At 70.0% G+C, this 14,515-nt stretch carries 17 protein-coding genes, 1 tRNA gene and 1 other RNA gene; 6 read left to right on the forward strand and 13 right to left on the reverse strand.

Translation table 11 applies throughout. From position 1 onward, the window contains the following. Positions 1-37: 37 nt before the first annotated feature. Together AC3ENQ_RS01820 and AC3ENQ_RS01825 are read left to right on the forward strand one after the other, a co-directional pair. Positions 38-469 carry a MarR family winged helix-turn-helix transcriptional regulator gene (locus tag AC3ENQ_RS01820; RefSeq protein WP_431801121.1) on the forward strand — a complete coding sequence of 144 codons (432 nt, stop codon included), beginning with the start codon at positions 38-40 and terminating at the stop codon, positions 467-469. Next, on the forward strand, positions 466-1,701 hold the full coding sequence (locus AC3ENQ_RS01825; RefSeq protein WP_431801123.1) for an MFS transporter: 1,236 nt from the start codon (positions 466-468) through the stop codon (positions 1,699-1,701). The genes AC3ENQ_RS01820 and AC3ENQ_RS01825 overlap by 4 nt, the downstream gene beginning before the upstream one ends. Positions 1,702-1,973: 272 nt before the next feature. Here the strand turns inward: AC3ENQ_RS01825 and AC3ENQ_RS01830 are convergent. Continuing rightward, positions 1,974-2,049 (reverse strand) — tRNA-Lys (locus tag AC3ENQ_RS01830). A gap of 116 nt (positions 2,050-2,165) precedes the next feature. Between AC3ENQ_RS01830 and AC3ENQ_RS01835 the strand changes: the two genes are divergently transcribed. Then, positions 2,166-2,996, forward strand: coding sequence for an inositol monophosphatase family protein (locus AC3ENQ_RS01835; protein ID WP_431801125.1), 831 nt, complete (start codon positions 2,166-2,168; stop codon positions 2,994-2,996). A gap of 13 nt (positions 2,997-3,009) precedes the next feature. After that, positions 3,010-3,591 (forward strand): nitrate ABC transporter substrate-binding protein, encoded by a 582-nt coding sequence (locus tag AC3ENQ_RS01840; RefSeq protein WP_431801127.1) that lies wholly within the window; start codon positions 3,010-3,012, stop codon positions 3,589-3,591. A gap of 131 nt (positions 3,592-3,722) precedes the next feature. Here AC3ENQ_RS01840 and ssrA read toward each other — a convergent pair. Continuing rightward, positions 3,723-4,091, reverse strand: a transfer-messenger RNA (tmRNA) gene (gene ssrA, locus AC3ENQ_RS01845). Between the two features lie 95 nt (positions 4,092-4,186). Between ssrA and AC3ENQ_RS01850 the strand changes: the two genes are divergently transcribed. Continuing rightward, positions 4,187-4,849 carry an SIMPL domain-containing protein gene (locus AC3ENQ_RS01850; RefSeq protein WP_431801129.1) on the forward strand — a complete coding sequence of 221 codons (663 nt, stop codon included), beginning with the start codon at positions 4,187-4,189 and terminating at the stop codon, positions 4,847-4,849. A 26-nt stretch (positions 4,850-4,875) separates the two neighbouring features. Here AC3ENQ_RS01850 and smpB read toward each other — a convergent pair whose 3' ends face one another. The 4 genes from smpB to prfB all read right to left on the reverse strand — a co-directional run bounded on the left by smpB (position 4,876) and on the right by prfB (position 8,599). Further along, positions 4,876-5,352 (reverse strand): SsrA-binding protein SmpB, encoded by a 477-nt coding sequence (smpB, locus tag AC3ENQ_RS01855; protein ID WP_431801131.1) that lies wholly within the window; start codon positions 5,350-5,352, stop codon positions 4,876-4,878. 78 nt (positions 5,353-5,430) lie between these two features. Then, complete coding sequence (ftsX, locus tag AC3ENQ_RS01860; RefSeq protein ID WP_431801133.1) at positions 5,431-6,345, reverse strand: permease-like cell division protein FtsX; 915 nt, start codon at positions 6,343-6,345, stop codon at positions 5,431-5,433. Beyond that, complete coding sequence (ftsE, locus tag AC3ENQ_RS01865) at positions 6,342-7,427, reverse strand: cell division ATP-binding protein FtsE (RefSeq protein ID WP_431801135.1); 1,086 nt, start codon at positions 7,425-7,427, stop codon at positions 6,342-6,344. The genes ftsX and ftsE overlap by 4 nt, the downstream gene beginning before the upstream one ends. A 59-nt stretch (positions 7,428-7,486) precedes the next feature. Next, positions 7,487-8,599: a peptide chain release factor 2 gene (gene prfB / locus AC3ENQ_RS01870; RefSeq protein ID WP_431801137.1), complete on the reverse strand. Its 1,113-nt coding sequence runs from the start codon at positions 8,597-8,599 to the stop codon at positions 7,487-7,489. A gap of 25 nt (positions 8,600-8,624) precedes the next feature. On the opposite strand from prfB, the gene AC3ENQ_RS01875 reads away from it, so the two are divergent. Next, entirely contained in the window at positions 8,625-9,938 is a 1,314-nt protein-coding gene (locus AC3ENQ_RS01875) for an MFS transporter (RefSeq protein WP_431801729.1), read from the forward strand. Between the two features lie 35 nt (positions 9,939-9,973). Here AC3ENQ_RS01875 and AC3ENQ_RS01880 read toward each other — a convergent pair whose 3' ends face one another. From AC3ENQ_RS01880 to AC3ENQ_RS01910, 7 genes are all read right to left on the reverse strand, one after another. After that, positions 9,974-10,399: a pilus assembly protein TadG-related protein gene (locus AC3ENQ_RS01880; RefSeq protein WP_431801139.1), complete on the reverse strand. Its 426-nt coding sequence runs from the start codon at positions 10,397-10,399 to the stop codon at positions 9,974-9,976. Then, entirely contained in the window at positions 10,399-10,872 is a 474-nt protein-coding gene (locus AC3ENQ_RS01885; RefSeq protein WP_431801141.1) for a TadE family protein, read from the reverse strand. Before AC3ENQ_RS01885 ends, AC3ENQ_RS01880 begins: the two co-directional genes overlap by 1 nt. Continuing rightward, positions 10,847-11,236, reverse strand: coding sequence for a TadE/TadG family type IV pilus assembly protein (locus AC3ENQ_RS01890; RefSeq protein WP_431801143.1), 390 nt, complete (start codon positions 11,234-11,236; stop codon positions 10,847-10,849). The genes AC3ENQ_RS01885 and AC3ENQ_RS01890 overlap by 26 nt, the downstream gene beginning before the upstream one ends. A 4-nt stretch (positions 11,237-11,240) precedes the next feature. Then, a complete protein-coding gene (locus AC3ENQ_RS01895) occupies positions 11,241-11,468 on the reverse strand; it encodes a hypothetical protein (RefSeq protein WP_431801145.1) in 228 nt (75 codons plus the stop codon). 26 nt (positions 11,469-11,494) lie between these two features. Next, positions 11,495-12,412, reverse strand: a complete 918-nt coding sequence (locus AC3ENQ_RS01900) for a type II secretion system F family protein (RefSeq protein WP_431801147.1) — start codon at positions 12,410-12,412, stop codon at positions 11,495-11,497. Then, positions 12,409-13,521 (reverse strand): type II secretion system F family protein, encoded by a 1,113-nt coding sequence (locus AC3ENQ_RS01905; protein WP_431801149.1) that lies wholly within the window; start codon positions 13,519-13,521, stop codon positions 12,409-12,411. Before AC3ENQ_RS01905 ends, AC3ENQ_RS01900 begins: the two co-directional genes overlap by 4 nt. Before the next feature lie 155 nt (positions 13,522-13,676). Beyond that, positions 13,677-14,477, reverse strand: coding sequence for a nucleotidyltransferase domain-containing protein (locus AC3ENQ_RS01910; RefSeq protein WP_431801151.1), 801 nt, complete (start codon positions 14,475-14,477; stop codon positions 13,677-13,679). Between the last annotated feature and the right edge of the window lie 38 nt (positions 14,478-14,515).

The raw sequence follows: 14,515 nt of genomic DNA on the forward strand, positions 1-14,515 counted from the left end.
CCATGCCGATTACATACCTTCGATATATACTGTTGGTATGCAAATGGGTGATGACATCCTCCGTCTCGTCACCGGCGCCCACGCCCTCACGCGCGTCGCGTCTCTCGAGACCCGAAACGAAGCGCCCGCCGCCCAGTGGCGCACGCTCTCCTTGCTTCGCGACCACGGCCCCCAACGCGTGGGCGACCTCGCCGCCCTGAGCCGCGTGACGCAGCCGGGAATGACGCGCCTGGTCGCGCAGATGGCCGACGCCGGGCTGCTGGAGCGGCACCCCGACGAACACGACTCTCGGGCGACCGTGGTCACGATCACCCCCGCCGGGCGCGCGGCGTTCGCCGAGTGGATGCAGGCGCTCAGCGACGCGCTCGCTCCGCGCTTCGCCGACCTCGACGAGGATGACTGGGCGGCCGTTCGCCGCGCCGCCGACATCGTCGAGCAGCGCACGCGCGTCGCGGAGGTGAGCCGATGAGCGCCCACGCTCCCGCCGAGAAGGTCAACATCTGGCGCCAGCCTGCGCAGGTCTGGGCCGTCGCCTTCGCCTGCGTCATCGCCTTCATGGGCATCGGACTCGTCGATCCCATCCTCCCCGCGATCGCCGAATCGCTCGAGGCGACGCCGGTGGAGACCGAGCTGCTCTTCACGAGCTACCTCGTCGTCACCGGACTCGCGATGCTCATCACCAGCTGGATCTCTTCGCGTATCGGCACGAAGGCGACTCTCCTCATCGGGCTCGGCCTGATCGTCGTCTTCGCGCTCCTGTGCGCGCTGTCGAACAGCGTCGATGCGATCATCGGCTTCCGTGCCGGCTGGGGCCTCGGCAACGCCCTGTTCATCTCCACCGCGCTCGCCACGATCGTCGGCGCCGCGTCGGGAGGCTCGGCCGCGGCGATCATCCTGTACGAGGCGGCACTCGGCCTCGGCATCGCGATCGGGCCGCTCGTCGGAGGCATCCTGGGCGAAGTCAGCTGGCGAGGACCCTTCTTCGGGGTGGTCGCGCTCATGGTGATCGGATTCGTCGCGGTCCTCGTGCTGCTGCGCAGCGGCGACGAGAAGCGCACCAAGATCCCGCTGTCGGCACCGTTCCGCGCGCTGCGTCAGCCGGCCCTCATGGTGCTCGCCATCGCGGCGTTCTTCTACAACATCGGGTTCTTCGTTCTCCTGGCCTTCTCCCCCTTCCCTCTCGGGTTCGGCGCGATGGGCATCGGGCTGACGTTCTTCGGATGGGGTGTCGCGCTCGCGATCACGAGCGTGTGGGTCGCCCCGATCATGCTGCGCCGCCTCCGCCGGTCGACGGCGATGATCATCGTGCTGCCGTTGCTCGCGATCGACCTGATCGTCGCCGCGATCTTCGTGGAGACCCCCGCGGCCCTCGTCGCATGCATCATCGTCGGCGGCCTGCTGCTCGGTCTCATGAACACGATCCTCACCGAGTCGGTCATGGAGGCCACCGACATGCCGCGCTCGGTCGCCTCGTCGGCGTACTCGTCGGTCCGCTTCCTCGGGGGCGCCATCGCCCCGCCGGTGGCCGCAGCCCTGTGGCACGCCACCAACGCCTCGGTGCCGTTCCTCTTCGCCGCCGTGGCGATCCTCATCTCGACCGCGAAGATCCTGTTCGGGCGGAGGGCGCTGGCACGCATCGACGCACATGAGGCGGATGCCGCGGAGGAGGCGGTCGCCGTCCTCGTCGGCGACGCCGCCTGAGCCTCACGGAGGAGCGCCCGGGCCGGACCTTATGGTCCGGCCCGGGCGCTTCTCCATCCGTCGGGCGAGGTCAGTACCCGGCGTCGCCGCCCTCTGCCGGCTGCGCCGCAGGGCGAGGAGATAGAGGCCGATCATGCCGATCCAGATCTTCTCCTGGGGGGACAGCTGAGACGAAGAATCCACGCGCCCACTATGCCCGACAGACGGTGGGGAAACGTTCGACGACGAAGAAGACCCCGGTGCACTCGCGTGCGAACCGGGGCCTTTTCTTGTGGTGCACCCCCTGGGACTCGAACCCAGAACCCACTGATTAAGAGTCAGTTGCTCTGCCGATTGAGCTAGAGGTGCGTTCCGTGATCCGCCCGACATCGCTCTGTGAGAAGCGGGGCGAACCGAGGGTCAACGTTACCATCCCGATGCCGTTCATCGCGAATCGAGCATGTGCCGGCCGCTATCGTTGAGGGGTGACCTCCCCCGCCGACTCCGTCTCGTGGAGCGCGCCTTTCGACGGCGACCTGGGTGACGATCTGGCCCTCGCCCTGCGGCTGGCGGACGCGGCGGATGCCGTTTCGATGGCTCGCTTCGATGCAGCCGACCTCGAAGTGAGCCTCAAAGCCGACGCGTCGCACGTCACGGAGGCGGACCTCGCGACCGAGCGGGCGATTCGCGGCATCCTCGCGGCCGAACGGCCGAGCGACGGCATCCTGGGGGAAGAGTTCGGAACGTCGGGCGACGTGACGAGGCAGTGGATCGTCGACCCGATCGATGGGACGGCGAACTACCTCAAGGGCATCCCGATGTGGACCACGCTGATCGCGCTCGCGATCGACGGCGTGCCGCGCGTCGGCGTCGCGAGCCAGCCCGCGCTGGGACGTCGCTGGTGGGCGGCGACGGGCCTCGGCGCGTGGACGAACGTCCCCGGCGCCGAGGCGCGCCGCCTCCAGGTCTCCGGCGTCGACCGCATCGAAGACGCGAGTGTCAGCTTCCAGTCCATCGAGCAGTGGGACGAGGTCGGTCGCTCCGACGATCTTCTCCGCCTCTCCCGCGCGGTGTGGCGCGACCGCGGCTACGGCGACACCTGGCCGTACATGCTGCTCGCCGAGGGCCGGCTCGAGTTCGTCGCCGAGTTCGGCGTCAAGGAGTACGACATCGCCGCGCTCGTTCCGATCATCACCGAGGCGGGCGGCCGGTTCACCGACATCGACGGGGCCGACTCGATCGCCTCACGCTCGTCACTCGCGACCAACGGCATCCTGCACACGCCCTTCCTGTCCCTGCTCACCTCCGCCACCTGACGTGAATCGACCGATGCCCGCACACCGCCGCTCCCTGCTCACTCTGTCCGCGCTCGGGCTCGCGCTCGCGATGCTGTCCGGATGCGCCTCTTCGCCCGAGCCCACCCCGACGGCCACCGTCGGCACCGACGCCCCGTCGGCCGATCCGTCAGCACCGGCGCCCGAGCCCACCGCTCGCCCCACCGCGACAGACGCCGCTGCGACGTGCGAGACGCTCATCGTCGGCGACCTCCTCGACGAACTCACGGCGCAGGGATGGACCGCGAAAGAGACCCCGTTCGCCGCCGGCGGCGTCACCGTCGACGGTGGACTTCAGTGCACGTGGGCGGACTACGACGTGCCGTCGGGGAACCTCATGCTCTTCGGTTGGGCTCCGATCACCGCCGACCAGGCGACGCGCATGCAGAAGGGCCTCGAGGCCGAAGGCTGGCTGCGCGAAGAGGGCTCCGAGACGTTGTACATCACCGAAGACCCCATGCAGGCCCCCACGATCGACGAGAACGGCTACGGCATGACGTACGAGTTCGGCGACGGGTGGGTCACCGTCTCCGACACGAAGCAGAACCTCCTGCTCATCTCGCGCCCCGCGAGCTGACGGCGGCGCCCGGCGCCCCCAGCACCTCCCCACGAACGACGAAGGCCGGAACCCCGATCTCGAGACGGATCTCGACGATCGATGGTTCCAGCCTTCGCACATCTCCGTGCACGACCTGCGTGACAGCGGCGTCGTGGAGCTGGGGGGAATCGAACCCCCGTCCAACGCTGAGATACTGCGTCTTCTCCGGGCGCAGTCTGTAGAGGCGTTCTGCTCGGCTCCGACCTTTGTCACAGACACCTAGGTCGACGAGCCCAGCCTCAGAAGAGTCCCGCGTGACGTCGAGGCCCCGTCACACGGCAAGATCCCTAGATGACGCCAGGGTCCGTAGCGGGATCGCCTACGGTCTGACGGACTTCAGGCTCGCTTAGGCAGCGAGGGCGAAGTCGTTGCGCTTTGCATCGGCAACTATTGGTTCGCAGAGATCGTTTACGAGATAACCCTGCATCCTCGGCCCGCTTCCCGCAGCTTCGCAGGCGCTGTCGAAACCGATCAGCCCCGTGAGCCACGTGGCCAGAGAGCCACTGTCACGCTGTGGAGTTGTGAAGGAGTGCTGCTCGGGTGCCGTTGGCATCCGAGCATTACAGTTTACCCCATGAGCGAGGTCATCATCACCGTCCGGGGGCGCAGCGAGGCGCGCGTCCTTCCCGAGCGCGCCGTCGCGCACATCGTCGCCGCCGCCGACGGTCCCGAACGCGGACCCGTCGTTGAGCGCATCGCCGCGCTCGCCGAACCGGTCCGCGCCGACCTCGACGCACGCAAAGCCGCCGGCACGATCGCCGACTGGTCGAGCCAGCGGGTCTCGGTGTGGTCCGATCGCCCCTGCAACAACGAGGGCCGTCAGCTCGACCCCATCCACCACGCCTCGGTCGAGCTCACGGCGACCTTCACCGACGTCCTCGCCCTGTCGGACTGGTTGAACGGCGTCGCGGCGACCGAGGGCCTGCAGGCCGGGAACGTCGAGTGGCAGCTGACCCCCGAGACCCGCGCACGCGTCGAGCGCGAGGTCGCGACCGAGGCGGTCGGGGTCGCGGTGGAGCGGGCGACGGCGTATGCGGCCGCCATCGGTCGCACCACCGTCACACCCGTGCAGATCGCCGATCTCGGGCTCCTCGACGGCAGCTCGCCCGAGGGCCAGCCGCGCATGTTCGCACGCGCCGCCATGGCGATGGATGCCGCACCGCCCGCGACGGTCGACTTCCGCCCCGATGAGATCGTCGTCTCCGCGGCCGTCGAGGCGCGCTTCAGCGCCACCTGATCGGCGGCGCGGCGCCGGACGCTCGCTCAGTCGCCGAGGCGGTTGCGGCTGCGCATGGCGCGCTCCGCCTCGCGCTTGTCCTCGCGCTCGCGGATCGTCTGACGCTTCTCGTACTCGCGCATACCCTTCGCGACCGCGATCTCGACCTTCGCGCGGCCGTCCGAGAAGTACAGCTTCAACGGGATGAGCGTGTAGCCGCCCGCGCTGATCGCGTGCGAGAGCTTGATGATCTCCGCCTTGTGCAGCAGGAGCTTGCGCGTCCGCTTCGAGGCATGGTTCGTCCAATGCCCCTGCGAGTACTCGGGGATGTGCACGGCGTCGAGGTACGCCTCTCCCCCGTCGATGTAGGCGTAGCCGTCGCTGAGGTTCGCGCGCCCCTCACGGAGCGACTTCACCTCGGTGCCGGTGAGCACGATGCCCGCCTCGTACGTCTTCTCGATCGCGTACTCGTGGCGCGCGCGACGGTTGGTCGCGACGACCTTCTCCCCGCGTTCCCTGGGCATGATGACTCTCCTGACGACGACCGCGACCTGCGGCCAGCCTGACAGCCTACCGCAGCCGCGCCCCGGCCGCCGAACGCGTCAGGTGCGCAGCCATCGCCGGATGGCGAAGCCCGCCGACAGCGCCGCGAGCACGAGACCGATCACGATGATCACGGGGATGACGATCGCGGCATCCTTCATGTCCACCCAGTCGGTGATGAACGTCACCCGTTCGCGCAGGTACGCGCCCACGCCGAAGTGGATGCCGGCGATGATCGCGCCTCCGGCGAGGAGCGATCCGATGAACGCCGCGAAGACGCCCTCGAGGATGAACGGGGTCTGGATGAACCGGTTCGAGGCACCGACCAGGCGCATGATGCCGACCTCGCGTCTTCGCGCATACGCGGAGAGCCGGATGGTCGTGGCGATGAGGAGGACGGCCGCGATCAGCATCAGCACGGCGATGCCGACCGCGATGTAGGTCGCGACGGTGAGGGCGGAGAAGAGCGGTTCGAGGTATTGCATCTGGTTCTTCACCGCCTCGACGCCGTTCATCCCCCCGAATGCCTCTGCGATGACATCGGAGGTCGAGGGATCGACGAGGCCGACCCAGTAGGTGTTGCCGAGCTGCGCGGGCGTCACGTACGCCTTGTACTCGTCGCCGTAGAGCGCGATGAGGTTCGCGTACGCCTCGTCCTGCGACTCGAAACGCACGTCGCGGACGAGGTCTTTGAGCGCGGGACTCTCGAGCCGCTCGGCGACCTCGGCCAGCTGGTCGTCGTTCGCGGCACCGTCGACGCAGGTCGTGACGGTGGAATCCTCGCGGCACATCACGATCGACACCTGCGCACGGTCGACCCAGTAGTCGCGCATCTCGCCGATCTGCATCTGCATGAGCATCGCGGCGCCGACGAACGTGAGAGAGACGAAGGTGACGAGGATGACCGAAACGACCATCGACGCGTTCCGACGAAGACCCGTGAGTGCTTCGCCGAGGATCAGACCGGCCCTCACGAGGTCGGCCCCACTTCGTCCTCGTCGGATGCCAGACCGAGCCGCTCCGCGACACCCAGGTCGTCGAGATCGAGGCCGTCGAGCTGGACGACGGGCGCATCGATGTGGATCGGGCGCGTGGCGGGCCGCGCGTCGTGGGCCTCGGCGCCGATGCCCCGGTCCGTGCCCGCCGCGGTCTCGACGGGCGCCGTCGTGTCGGAGGCGAGCGCCGGAGTAGCGGCGACGGCGGCGGCCACGGCGGAGGCGGCGACGGCATCCGCCGCCGCCTCGCTCACGACGGGCGGCACCGGCTCCGTGCGCGACGTGGCGATCTCGCGCTGCAGTTCGAGGACGGCGGTGAGCGCCGCCGTCGCCGCGGCCCCGCGCTCCTGCGGCGGGGCGAGCCTCGGGATCGCCGAGGTGTCGCCGTAGCCGCCATGCCGGTCGTCGCGCACCATCACACCGTTCTGCAGCTCGATCACGCGGCGCTTCATCTGATCGACGAAGCCGGCCTCGTGCGTGGCCATGACGACGGTCGTGCCGCCCTCGTTGATGCGAGCGAGCAGCTGCATGATGTCGACGGAGGTCGCCGGGTCGAGATTTCCGGTGGGCTCGTCGGCGAGGAGGATCTGCGGGCGGTTGACGAGAGCGCGGGCGATCGCCACGCGCTGCTGCTCACCGCCGGAGAGTTCGTGAGGCAGGCGCTTCTGCTTGCCGTCGAGACCGACGAGGTGAAGCACCTCGGGTACGGCCTGCTGGATGAACGCGCGCGAGGACCCGATCACCTGGAGGGTGAAGGCGACGTTCTGGAACACCGTCTTGTTCGGCAGCAGGCGGAAGTCCTGGAATACCGATCCGATGTGACGCCGGAAGTAGGGCACCTTGCTCGTGGACAGGGTGCGCAGGTCGCGTCCGAGCACGACCACGCGACCCTCCGTCGGGGTGTCCTCCCGCAGGATGAGCCGCAGGCACGAGGACTTTCCCGACCCCGATGCGCCCACGAGGAAGACGAACTCCCCGCGCTGCACGTCGAAGTCGACGTCGCTCAGCGCCGGTCTGCTCGTCCCGCGGTACTTCTTGGTGACGTGTTCGAACCGGATCATGACCCGACGAGCCTAAGCGCGCCACGGATGGATGCCGGTCGCGACACCCCGCGCGGGGATCAGTCGTCGTCGTCCTTGCGCTTACGCCAGCGGATGCCGGCGGCGATGAGGCCGTCGAGGTCGCCGTCGAAGACGACCGCCGGGTTTCCGACTTCGTAACCGGTGCGAAGGTCCTTGACGAGCTGCTGCCCGTAGAGGAAGTACGAGCGCATCTGGTCGCCCCAGCTCGCCGTGATCGTGCCGGCGAGCTCCTTCTTCTTCGCCGCCTCTTCCTCGCGCTTGAGCAGGAGCAGGCGCGTCTGGAGCACCCGCATCGCCGCGGCGCGGTTCTGGATCTGGCTCTTCTCGTTCTGCATCGAGACGACGAGGCCGGTGGGAAGGTGCGTGATGCGGACGGCGGAGTCGGTCGTGTTGACCGACTGCCCGCCGGGGCCGGACGAGCGGAACACGTCGACGCGGATGTCGCCCTCGGGGACGTCGACCTCGACGGCCTCCTCCATGACGGGGATGACTTCGACCGCCGCGAACGAGGTCTGCCGCTTGTCGGCGCCCCCGAACGGGCTGATGCGCGCGAGACGGTGGGTCCCGGCCTCGACCGACAGGGTGCCGTAGGCGTACGGGGCATCCACTTCGAACGTCGCCGACTTGATGCCCGCCCCCTCCGCGTAGGACGTGTCCATCACCTTCACGGGGTACTTGTGGCGCTCGGCCCAGCGAAGGTACATGCGCAGGAGCATCTCGGCGAAGTCGGTCGCGTCGTCGCCGCCAGCACCTGAGCGGATCGTGACGACGGCGGAGCGGTCGTCGTACTCGCCGTCGAGGAGGGTCTGAACCTCGAGCTGGCCGATGACGTCCTGGAGGTCGGAGATCTCGCGGCGGGCCTCGGCGGCCGTGTCTTCGTCGTCCATCTCCTGGGCGAGCTCGACGAGCACGTCGAGGTCGTCGAGGCGACGCTCGACGTCGGTCACGCGCTTGAGCTCGGACTGGCGGTGGCTGAGCGCGCTCGTCACCTTCTGCGCCTTCTCCACGTCGTCCCAGAGATCGGGGGCGCCGGCCTCTTCGGAGAGTCGGTCGATCTCGGCACGGAGCGCCTCGACGTCGACCACCGCCGCGATGTCGGAGAAGGTGGCGCGCAGGGCCTGGATGTCGGCAGAGGGATCGAATTCAAGCATGACACTCCAGACTAACGTGGATGGGATGACGGATGCCTCTTCCCCGGGCCCGCCCGGAGGCATCCGGGCGTTCCTGTGGCGCCTCGCCCCCGTCATCTACGGTCCTACGCTCCTGTTCGCCCTCGGCGAGGGCGCCGTCATCCCGCTCCTGCCGATCTTTGCTGCCCGCCTCGGCGCCGACCTTCCGACCGCAGCGCTCGTCGCCTCGGCGCTCGTCGTCGGGCAGCTGTGCGGGAATCTCCCCGCTGGCGCGGCCGTCGCGCGCCTGGGCGAACGCGTCACGATGGCGCTCGGCGGCGGGTTCGCCCTGCTCGGCGTGGTCGGGCTCGCCCTCTCCCCGAACCTGGGCGTGCTCACGGCATCCGTCTTCGTCATCGGGCTGAGTGCGGCGGCGTTCGGGCTCGCGCGGCACGCGTTCATGACGACGCGCGTGCCGCTCGCGTTCCGCGCCCGCGCCCTGTCGCTGCTCGGCGGCACGTTCCGCCTGGGGCTGTTCGTCGGACCGTTCATCGCCGCGGCGCTGTTGGCGCTGACCGGCGACGAGCACGCGGCGGTGTGGTTCTTCGCCGTGTGCCTCGTGGCGGCGATCGTCCTGGTCCTCGTCGGACCCGACCCCGAGACCGAGGCGGCGGCGAGCTTCGACGCGCGCGCCGTCGAAGACACCGCCTTCGAAGACACCGCCTTCGAAGACTCCGGCGAGGCGGTCACGGGCGCGATCCCGTTGATCGAGCGCGTGGGCGTCTTCCGCACGATGTGGCGCCACCGCGGCGTGCTCGCGCGGCTCGGCGTCGCCGCCGCGGCGCTGTCGGCGGTGCGCTCGGCGCGCCAGGTGATCCTGCCGCTGTGGGGCGTGTCCCTCGGCCTCGACGCGCAGACCATCGCGATCGTCGTCGGCATCTCCGGAGCGATCGACTTCGCCCTGTTCTACGCCTCGGGCCAGGTCATGGACCGCTTCGGGCGGCTGTGGGCCGCGCTCCCGGCGATAGTCATCATGGGGCTCGGGTTCGTCGTCCTGTCGTTCACCCACGACCTGCCCGAGGCGACCGGGTGGTTCGTCGCGTGCGCCGCGATCCTCGGGGTCGGCAACGGGCTGTCGAGCGGCATCCTTCTGACCCTGGGCGCCGACGTCGCCCCGGCCGCCGACCCCGCCCCGTTCCTCGGCTCGTGGCGGACGCTCACCGACCTGGGCGGCGCCGTCGCGCCCCTCGTCGTATCCGGCCTCACCGCCGCGTTCTCACTGTCGGTCGCGACGGGAGCCATCGGGCTTGTGGGGCTCGCCGGCGCGGCGGCGTTCGCCCGCTGGGTGCCGCGGTTCGTGCCTCGGCGCGCTCGCGAGTAGAGGTCGCGGCGCGCAACGAGCAGTCGGTGCTCGACTCAGCGCAGCGCCGTGCGGCTGGTCGCGGTGGATGAGATCGTGAACCCGTCGGGGACGAAGAGCGTCAGGACCGGCGGATGCCACACCGTCTCGACGCTCACGCGCGCCGAGACCCCATCCGGCGTGGATGCCTCGACGAGTGTCGCCGTGCCGAGCGCCGACAGGAGCTCCTCGGCCTGGTCGTAGACGCCGTCGTCGGTGAGGGTCGGGGTCGGCGTGCCGCCGTCGACGGTGAGCGCGAACCCGTCGGCGCCGGCGAGGGCGGCCGCGTCGGCGGCGGCATCCGCGCGCTTCTGCGTGAGGTAGAGGCTCGTCGCGTCGACGCACACGAGCACCAGGACGAGCGCGAGCACCGCGTAGCCGAGCGTCAGGAGAAGGACAGACCCCTCCTCGTCGGACTGTTCCTGCGGGCGCCGCGGGCGCATTACCGCTCCCCCGTCCAGTACCGCGACACCTTCTGCACCGACGCCGCCTCGACCGGCACGCGGGCGAACTCGTCGAGCCCGAAGATCGCCGGGATCAGCGGGAGCGGAACCGAGGTCCTCACGGTCACGGTGAGTAGAGAGCCTGCTTCCGGGCACGATCCGGGGGATGCCGACGCGCACGCGACGGAGATATCGACGGCTTCGGCATCCATCCCGTACTCCGTGACGATCGCGTCGAGCACCCGGTCGGCACGTGCGTCGGCGGTCGCCGCGTCGGGCGACTCCGCGATCGTGCGGGCGAGCTGGCGCGCTCCCGTCTCGACCCCGAGGGCCTGCCCCTGGATCGCGCCGAGCGCGATCACGAGGTACACGATCGGGACGAGGAGGATGAGGCCGACGAGGATGAACTCGAGCGCGGCCGAGCCGTCGTCGTCCGCCCGGTCCCGATCAGTCGAAGCTCTCACGCGGGGCATGCGCGGTCACCTCCAGGGCGGCGGGGATGCCGATGAGCCCCACGAGGGGCATCGTCGCCGTCACGGTCACCTCGACCTGCGGGCCCGCCGCGCCGTCGGTCGCCGACGCGCGCGCCTCGGCATCCAGTCCGTCGCCAACGGCCGTGCGGATGAGCCGTTCCGTGCGGGCTGCGCCCTCGGCGGGAGAGGTGTCGGCCAGCGCGCCGTGATAGGCGCCTTCGACCGCCGCGTCGTGGAGGACGTTCCTCACGTACACGACGAGCGCGAGCTGGACGACGGCGAGAGTCAGGACCGTGAGGAGCGTGCCGACGAGCACGAACTCGACCGGGGCCGACCCGGCCTCGTCGTCTCGCAGGCGCCGCACGGCGTCAGATCCCCGACACGCGCTCGAGTGCCTGCTGGAACAGGTCCGCGAGCGCGGGCCCCGCGAGCGTCCAGATCGCGACCACCAGTCCGGCGGTCATCAGCGTGACGAGGACCCATCCGGGAACGTCGCCGCGTTCGTCGTCGATCGTGTCCTGCACCGTGTTCTGCACTGTGTTCTGCACTGTGTTCTGCAGCGAGGAGCGCAGTCGCCCCCATACCGAGCGGATCATGTCCGCCTCCTTCCGACCGTGACCGGTCATCCGATTCCGAGCTTCAACATGACGATCCCGGGGAACACGGCGAACAGCACCGAGAGGGGCAGGATCAGGAAAACGAGCGGAAGGAGCATCCAAATCTCCTTGCGCCCGGCCGATTCGATGAGTGCGCGCTTGGCCTCCTCACGCGCGTCCACGGCCTGCTCCTGCAGCACGTGGGCGAGCGGAGCGCCCCGGTCCATCGCGGCGACGAGGTGCTCGACGGCACGCGAGAGCGCCGGCACCTCCGAGGTCCGGGCGACCGCGAGGAGCGCGTCGGAGAGGCTCGACCCGGTGCCGCTCGCCAGCACGGCGGCGCGGAGCTCTGCCGTGAGGACGCCCGAACCGACCTCCCCCACGCGGCGGAGGGCGTCGCGCAGGCCTTCACCGGCGGCGAGGCACAGCGCGAGGAACTCGAGCACCGTGGGGAGCTCCTCCTCGATCCGCGCGACGCGGCGACGGGCCGCCTGCGCGAGACGCTGCTCGCACAGGATCGCGCCGACCGCCGCGAGGATGAGCGGCAGAAGGGCTGTGAGGATGCCGCCGCGTCCGGCGAGGGTCGCGAGCACCGCGAGGACGCCGCCGACGGCGAGCCCGCCGACCGTCCAACCGAGCTGGGTCGCGCGGAACGCGATCACGTCGACGGGCGCGCCGGCCTGCCGCAGCCGCTGTGCGAGGGCCTCTCCCCCGCCCCAGCTCGCGGCGAGACGATCGCGGACGGCGCGCCAGCCCAGCCCGAGCCCGGTCGGCTCGAGAGGCGTGATGCCGGCCGGATCGGCGATGTCACGCAGGTACGGCGCCACGCGGCGACTGAGAGTGGGGGCGGCCCAGCGCGGCGCGCGCTGCGCCACCAGCAGGATGCCGGAAGCCAGCGCCGCCCCGAGGACGACGGCGCTCGCGAGAGCGGTGACGGCGCTCATCCGAACCACCTCTGTGATTCGGGTAGGCGACCGAGGCGGATCGTGAGGCGGTAGGCGAGCACAGAGACCGCCGCCCCGACGAGGACGACCACGACCCCCGCCCCACTCGAGTACGCTGCGGCGCCCTCGGGTCGCAGGGCGAGAAGACCCAGCACGATCCAGGGTGCGACGACGCCGACGACCGCGGCTCCGCGCACCCACGACTGCCGGGCTTCGACCTCGGCGCGCAGCGTCGCGTCCGCACGCACCGACGCCGACAGCGCGCGCAGCACGCTCGTGAGTTCGGTGCCGCCGACCTGACGCGCCATCCGGAGCGTCTCGAGGATCCGGTCGGCGACCGGGTCGGCGAGCCCCGCCTTCAGCCGCAGCGCGCTCGAGTCGAAGTGCCCCGACGCGGCCATGTCGTCGGCGAACCGCGCGAACGCAGGACGCAGGGCGGGCGGACCGCTCACCGCGAGGGCGGCCAGCGCGTCAGGGAGCGACATGCCCGCGCGCACCGCGGACACGAGCAGATCGCAGACATCCGACCACAGGGCGCGCCGCGACTTGCGAAGTCGCCGCCCCCGGGCGCGCAGCCACGAGAACGGCGCCGCCGCTCCGGCGATGCCACGCGACTCGAGCAGCGGGTCGATCTGTCGGTAGCGCTTCGCGAGGGCGGGGTGGGCCGCGGTGATCTCCGTGGCCGCGTCGCGCGCGTCGACCGCTTCCGCGAGCTGTGGATGCAGCGACTCGATGAGTTGCAGGGCGCCTCCCTTGGGAGCTCGCAGGCTGCGGCAGAAGTTGTCGACGATGAACGTGGAGCCCTGGTCGGGTTCGCGCCGGTTGTCGCGCTTCTGACGGATGCGGAAGATCGTCGTGTCATCGTCAGACAGGTAGCTGCGCTGCTGCGGGGTTTGCCTATGCGTTGCAGCCATGACGGCGACCATCACGAGCGCCCACACGATGATCGCGGGGGGCAGGAGCCACCACACCGGCTTCCCGAGCACGATCGTGGCCTCGCCTACAAGCGCGATCGGGACAGCGAGCCAGGAGAACAGTGCGATGGCCATTCCGCCCACCGAGGGATTCTTGAGCGCGACGAGCATCCAGAGAGACCCCCATGCGCCCATCCGTACACGGTCGCGCAGCCGAGGAGCGTGCGTGCCAGCGAGGTCGGGCAGGCTCACGACGCGCGAAGCTGGCTATGTCAACCCCACTTGGCCCCTGGCTGACGGCCAGAAGTGGACCCACCTTGCGCGAGCCCAGCGGCATGAGCGAGCGTCGCTTACGGTTCGCGCCGGAGAGCGGCGCGAGTGTCCTCCACGACAGATGCAGTCTTGGTGACGACTTCACTGAGTCCCATGTGCCCGGACGACTGCAAGACGGTGTTGGCTCTGGTCGCGAAATCGTGGGTGTCCAGGTCGAGTCGCGCCACGTCGACGATGATGCCCTTCTCGTTGGTCACCCACGACCCGGCATTGGCATGCCAGGCGTGGGCGCAGAGCATGAGCGCGGTCGAGCAGCACAGCATCACGTACGCGCTGTCGTCCTTGGGCAGGCCCTTGCGGGCGGCATCTACCAAGAAACCGGCCTGCCACAGGTTGTCGATGAACGCGACGCGCAGGGCATCGGGATACGGGTTGAGATCGGCTGCCAGCCCGGCGACGGCGCCGTCGGGGTCGGCGAGGGGACGGCACGTGGCGACCTCGCCGGCGTAGCTGACGTCGAGGAAGCCCAGGGGGTGACCGGGTTGGGGGTGGAAGGCGAACTCGCCGCGGCGGGCGCGGTCGGCCTGTTCGTGCACGCGGTCGAGGTCGCGCAGGATCCAGTCGACGGGGGTGCCGTTGACGGTTAGCCAGCCACCTCCGTTCACCCAGGGCCCCCAGCCGCCGGGCCCGACGATCTCGACCTGCCCGGTGTCACTGAAAGCGCGTGACGCACGGGCCAGGGCGTCGAGGTCGAGTCCTTCGGCGCGGTAGTACAGGCCGAGGTCGACGTCCGAGGCCTCGTGGTGGGTGCGGCGAGCTCGGCTGCCTCCCAGGACGATGGCCACGATGCCGGGAACTGATGCGAGAGCATCGGCCATCTGCTGGAGTCGCTCGTCGGTGATCACACACCAGAGTT

Source organism: Microbacterium sp. bgisy203 (assembly GCF_057706945.1).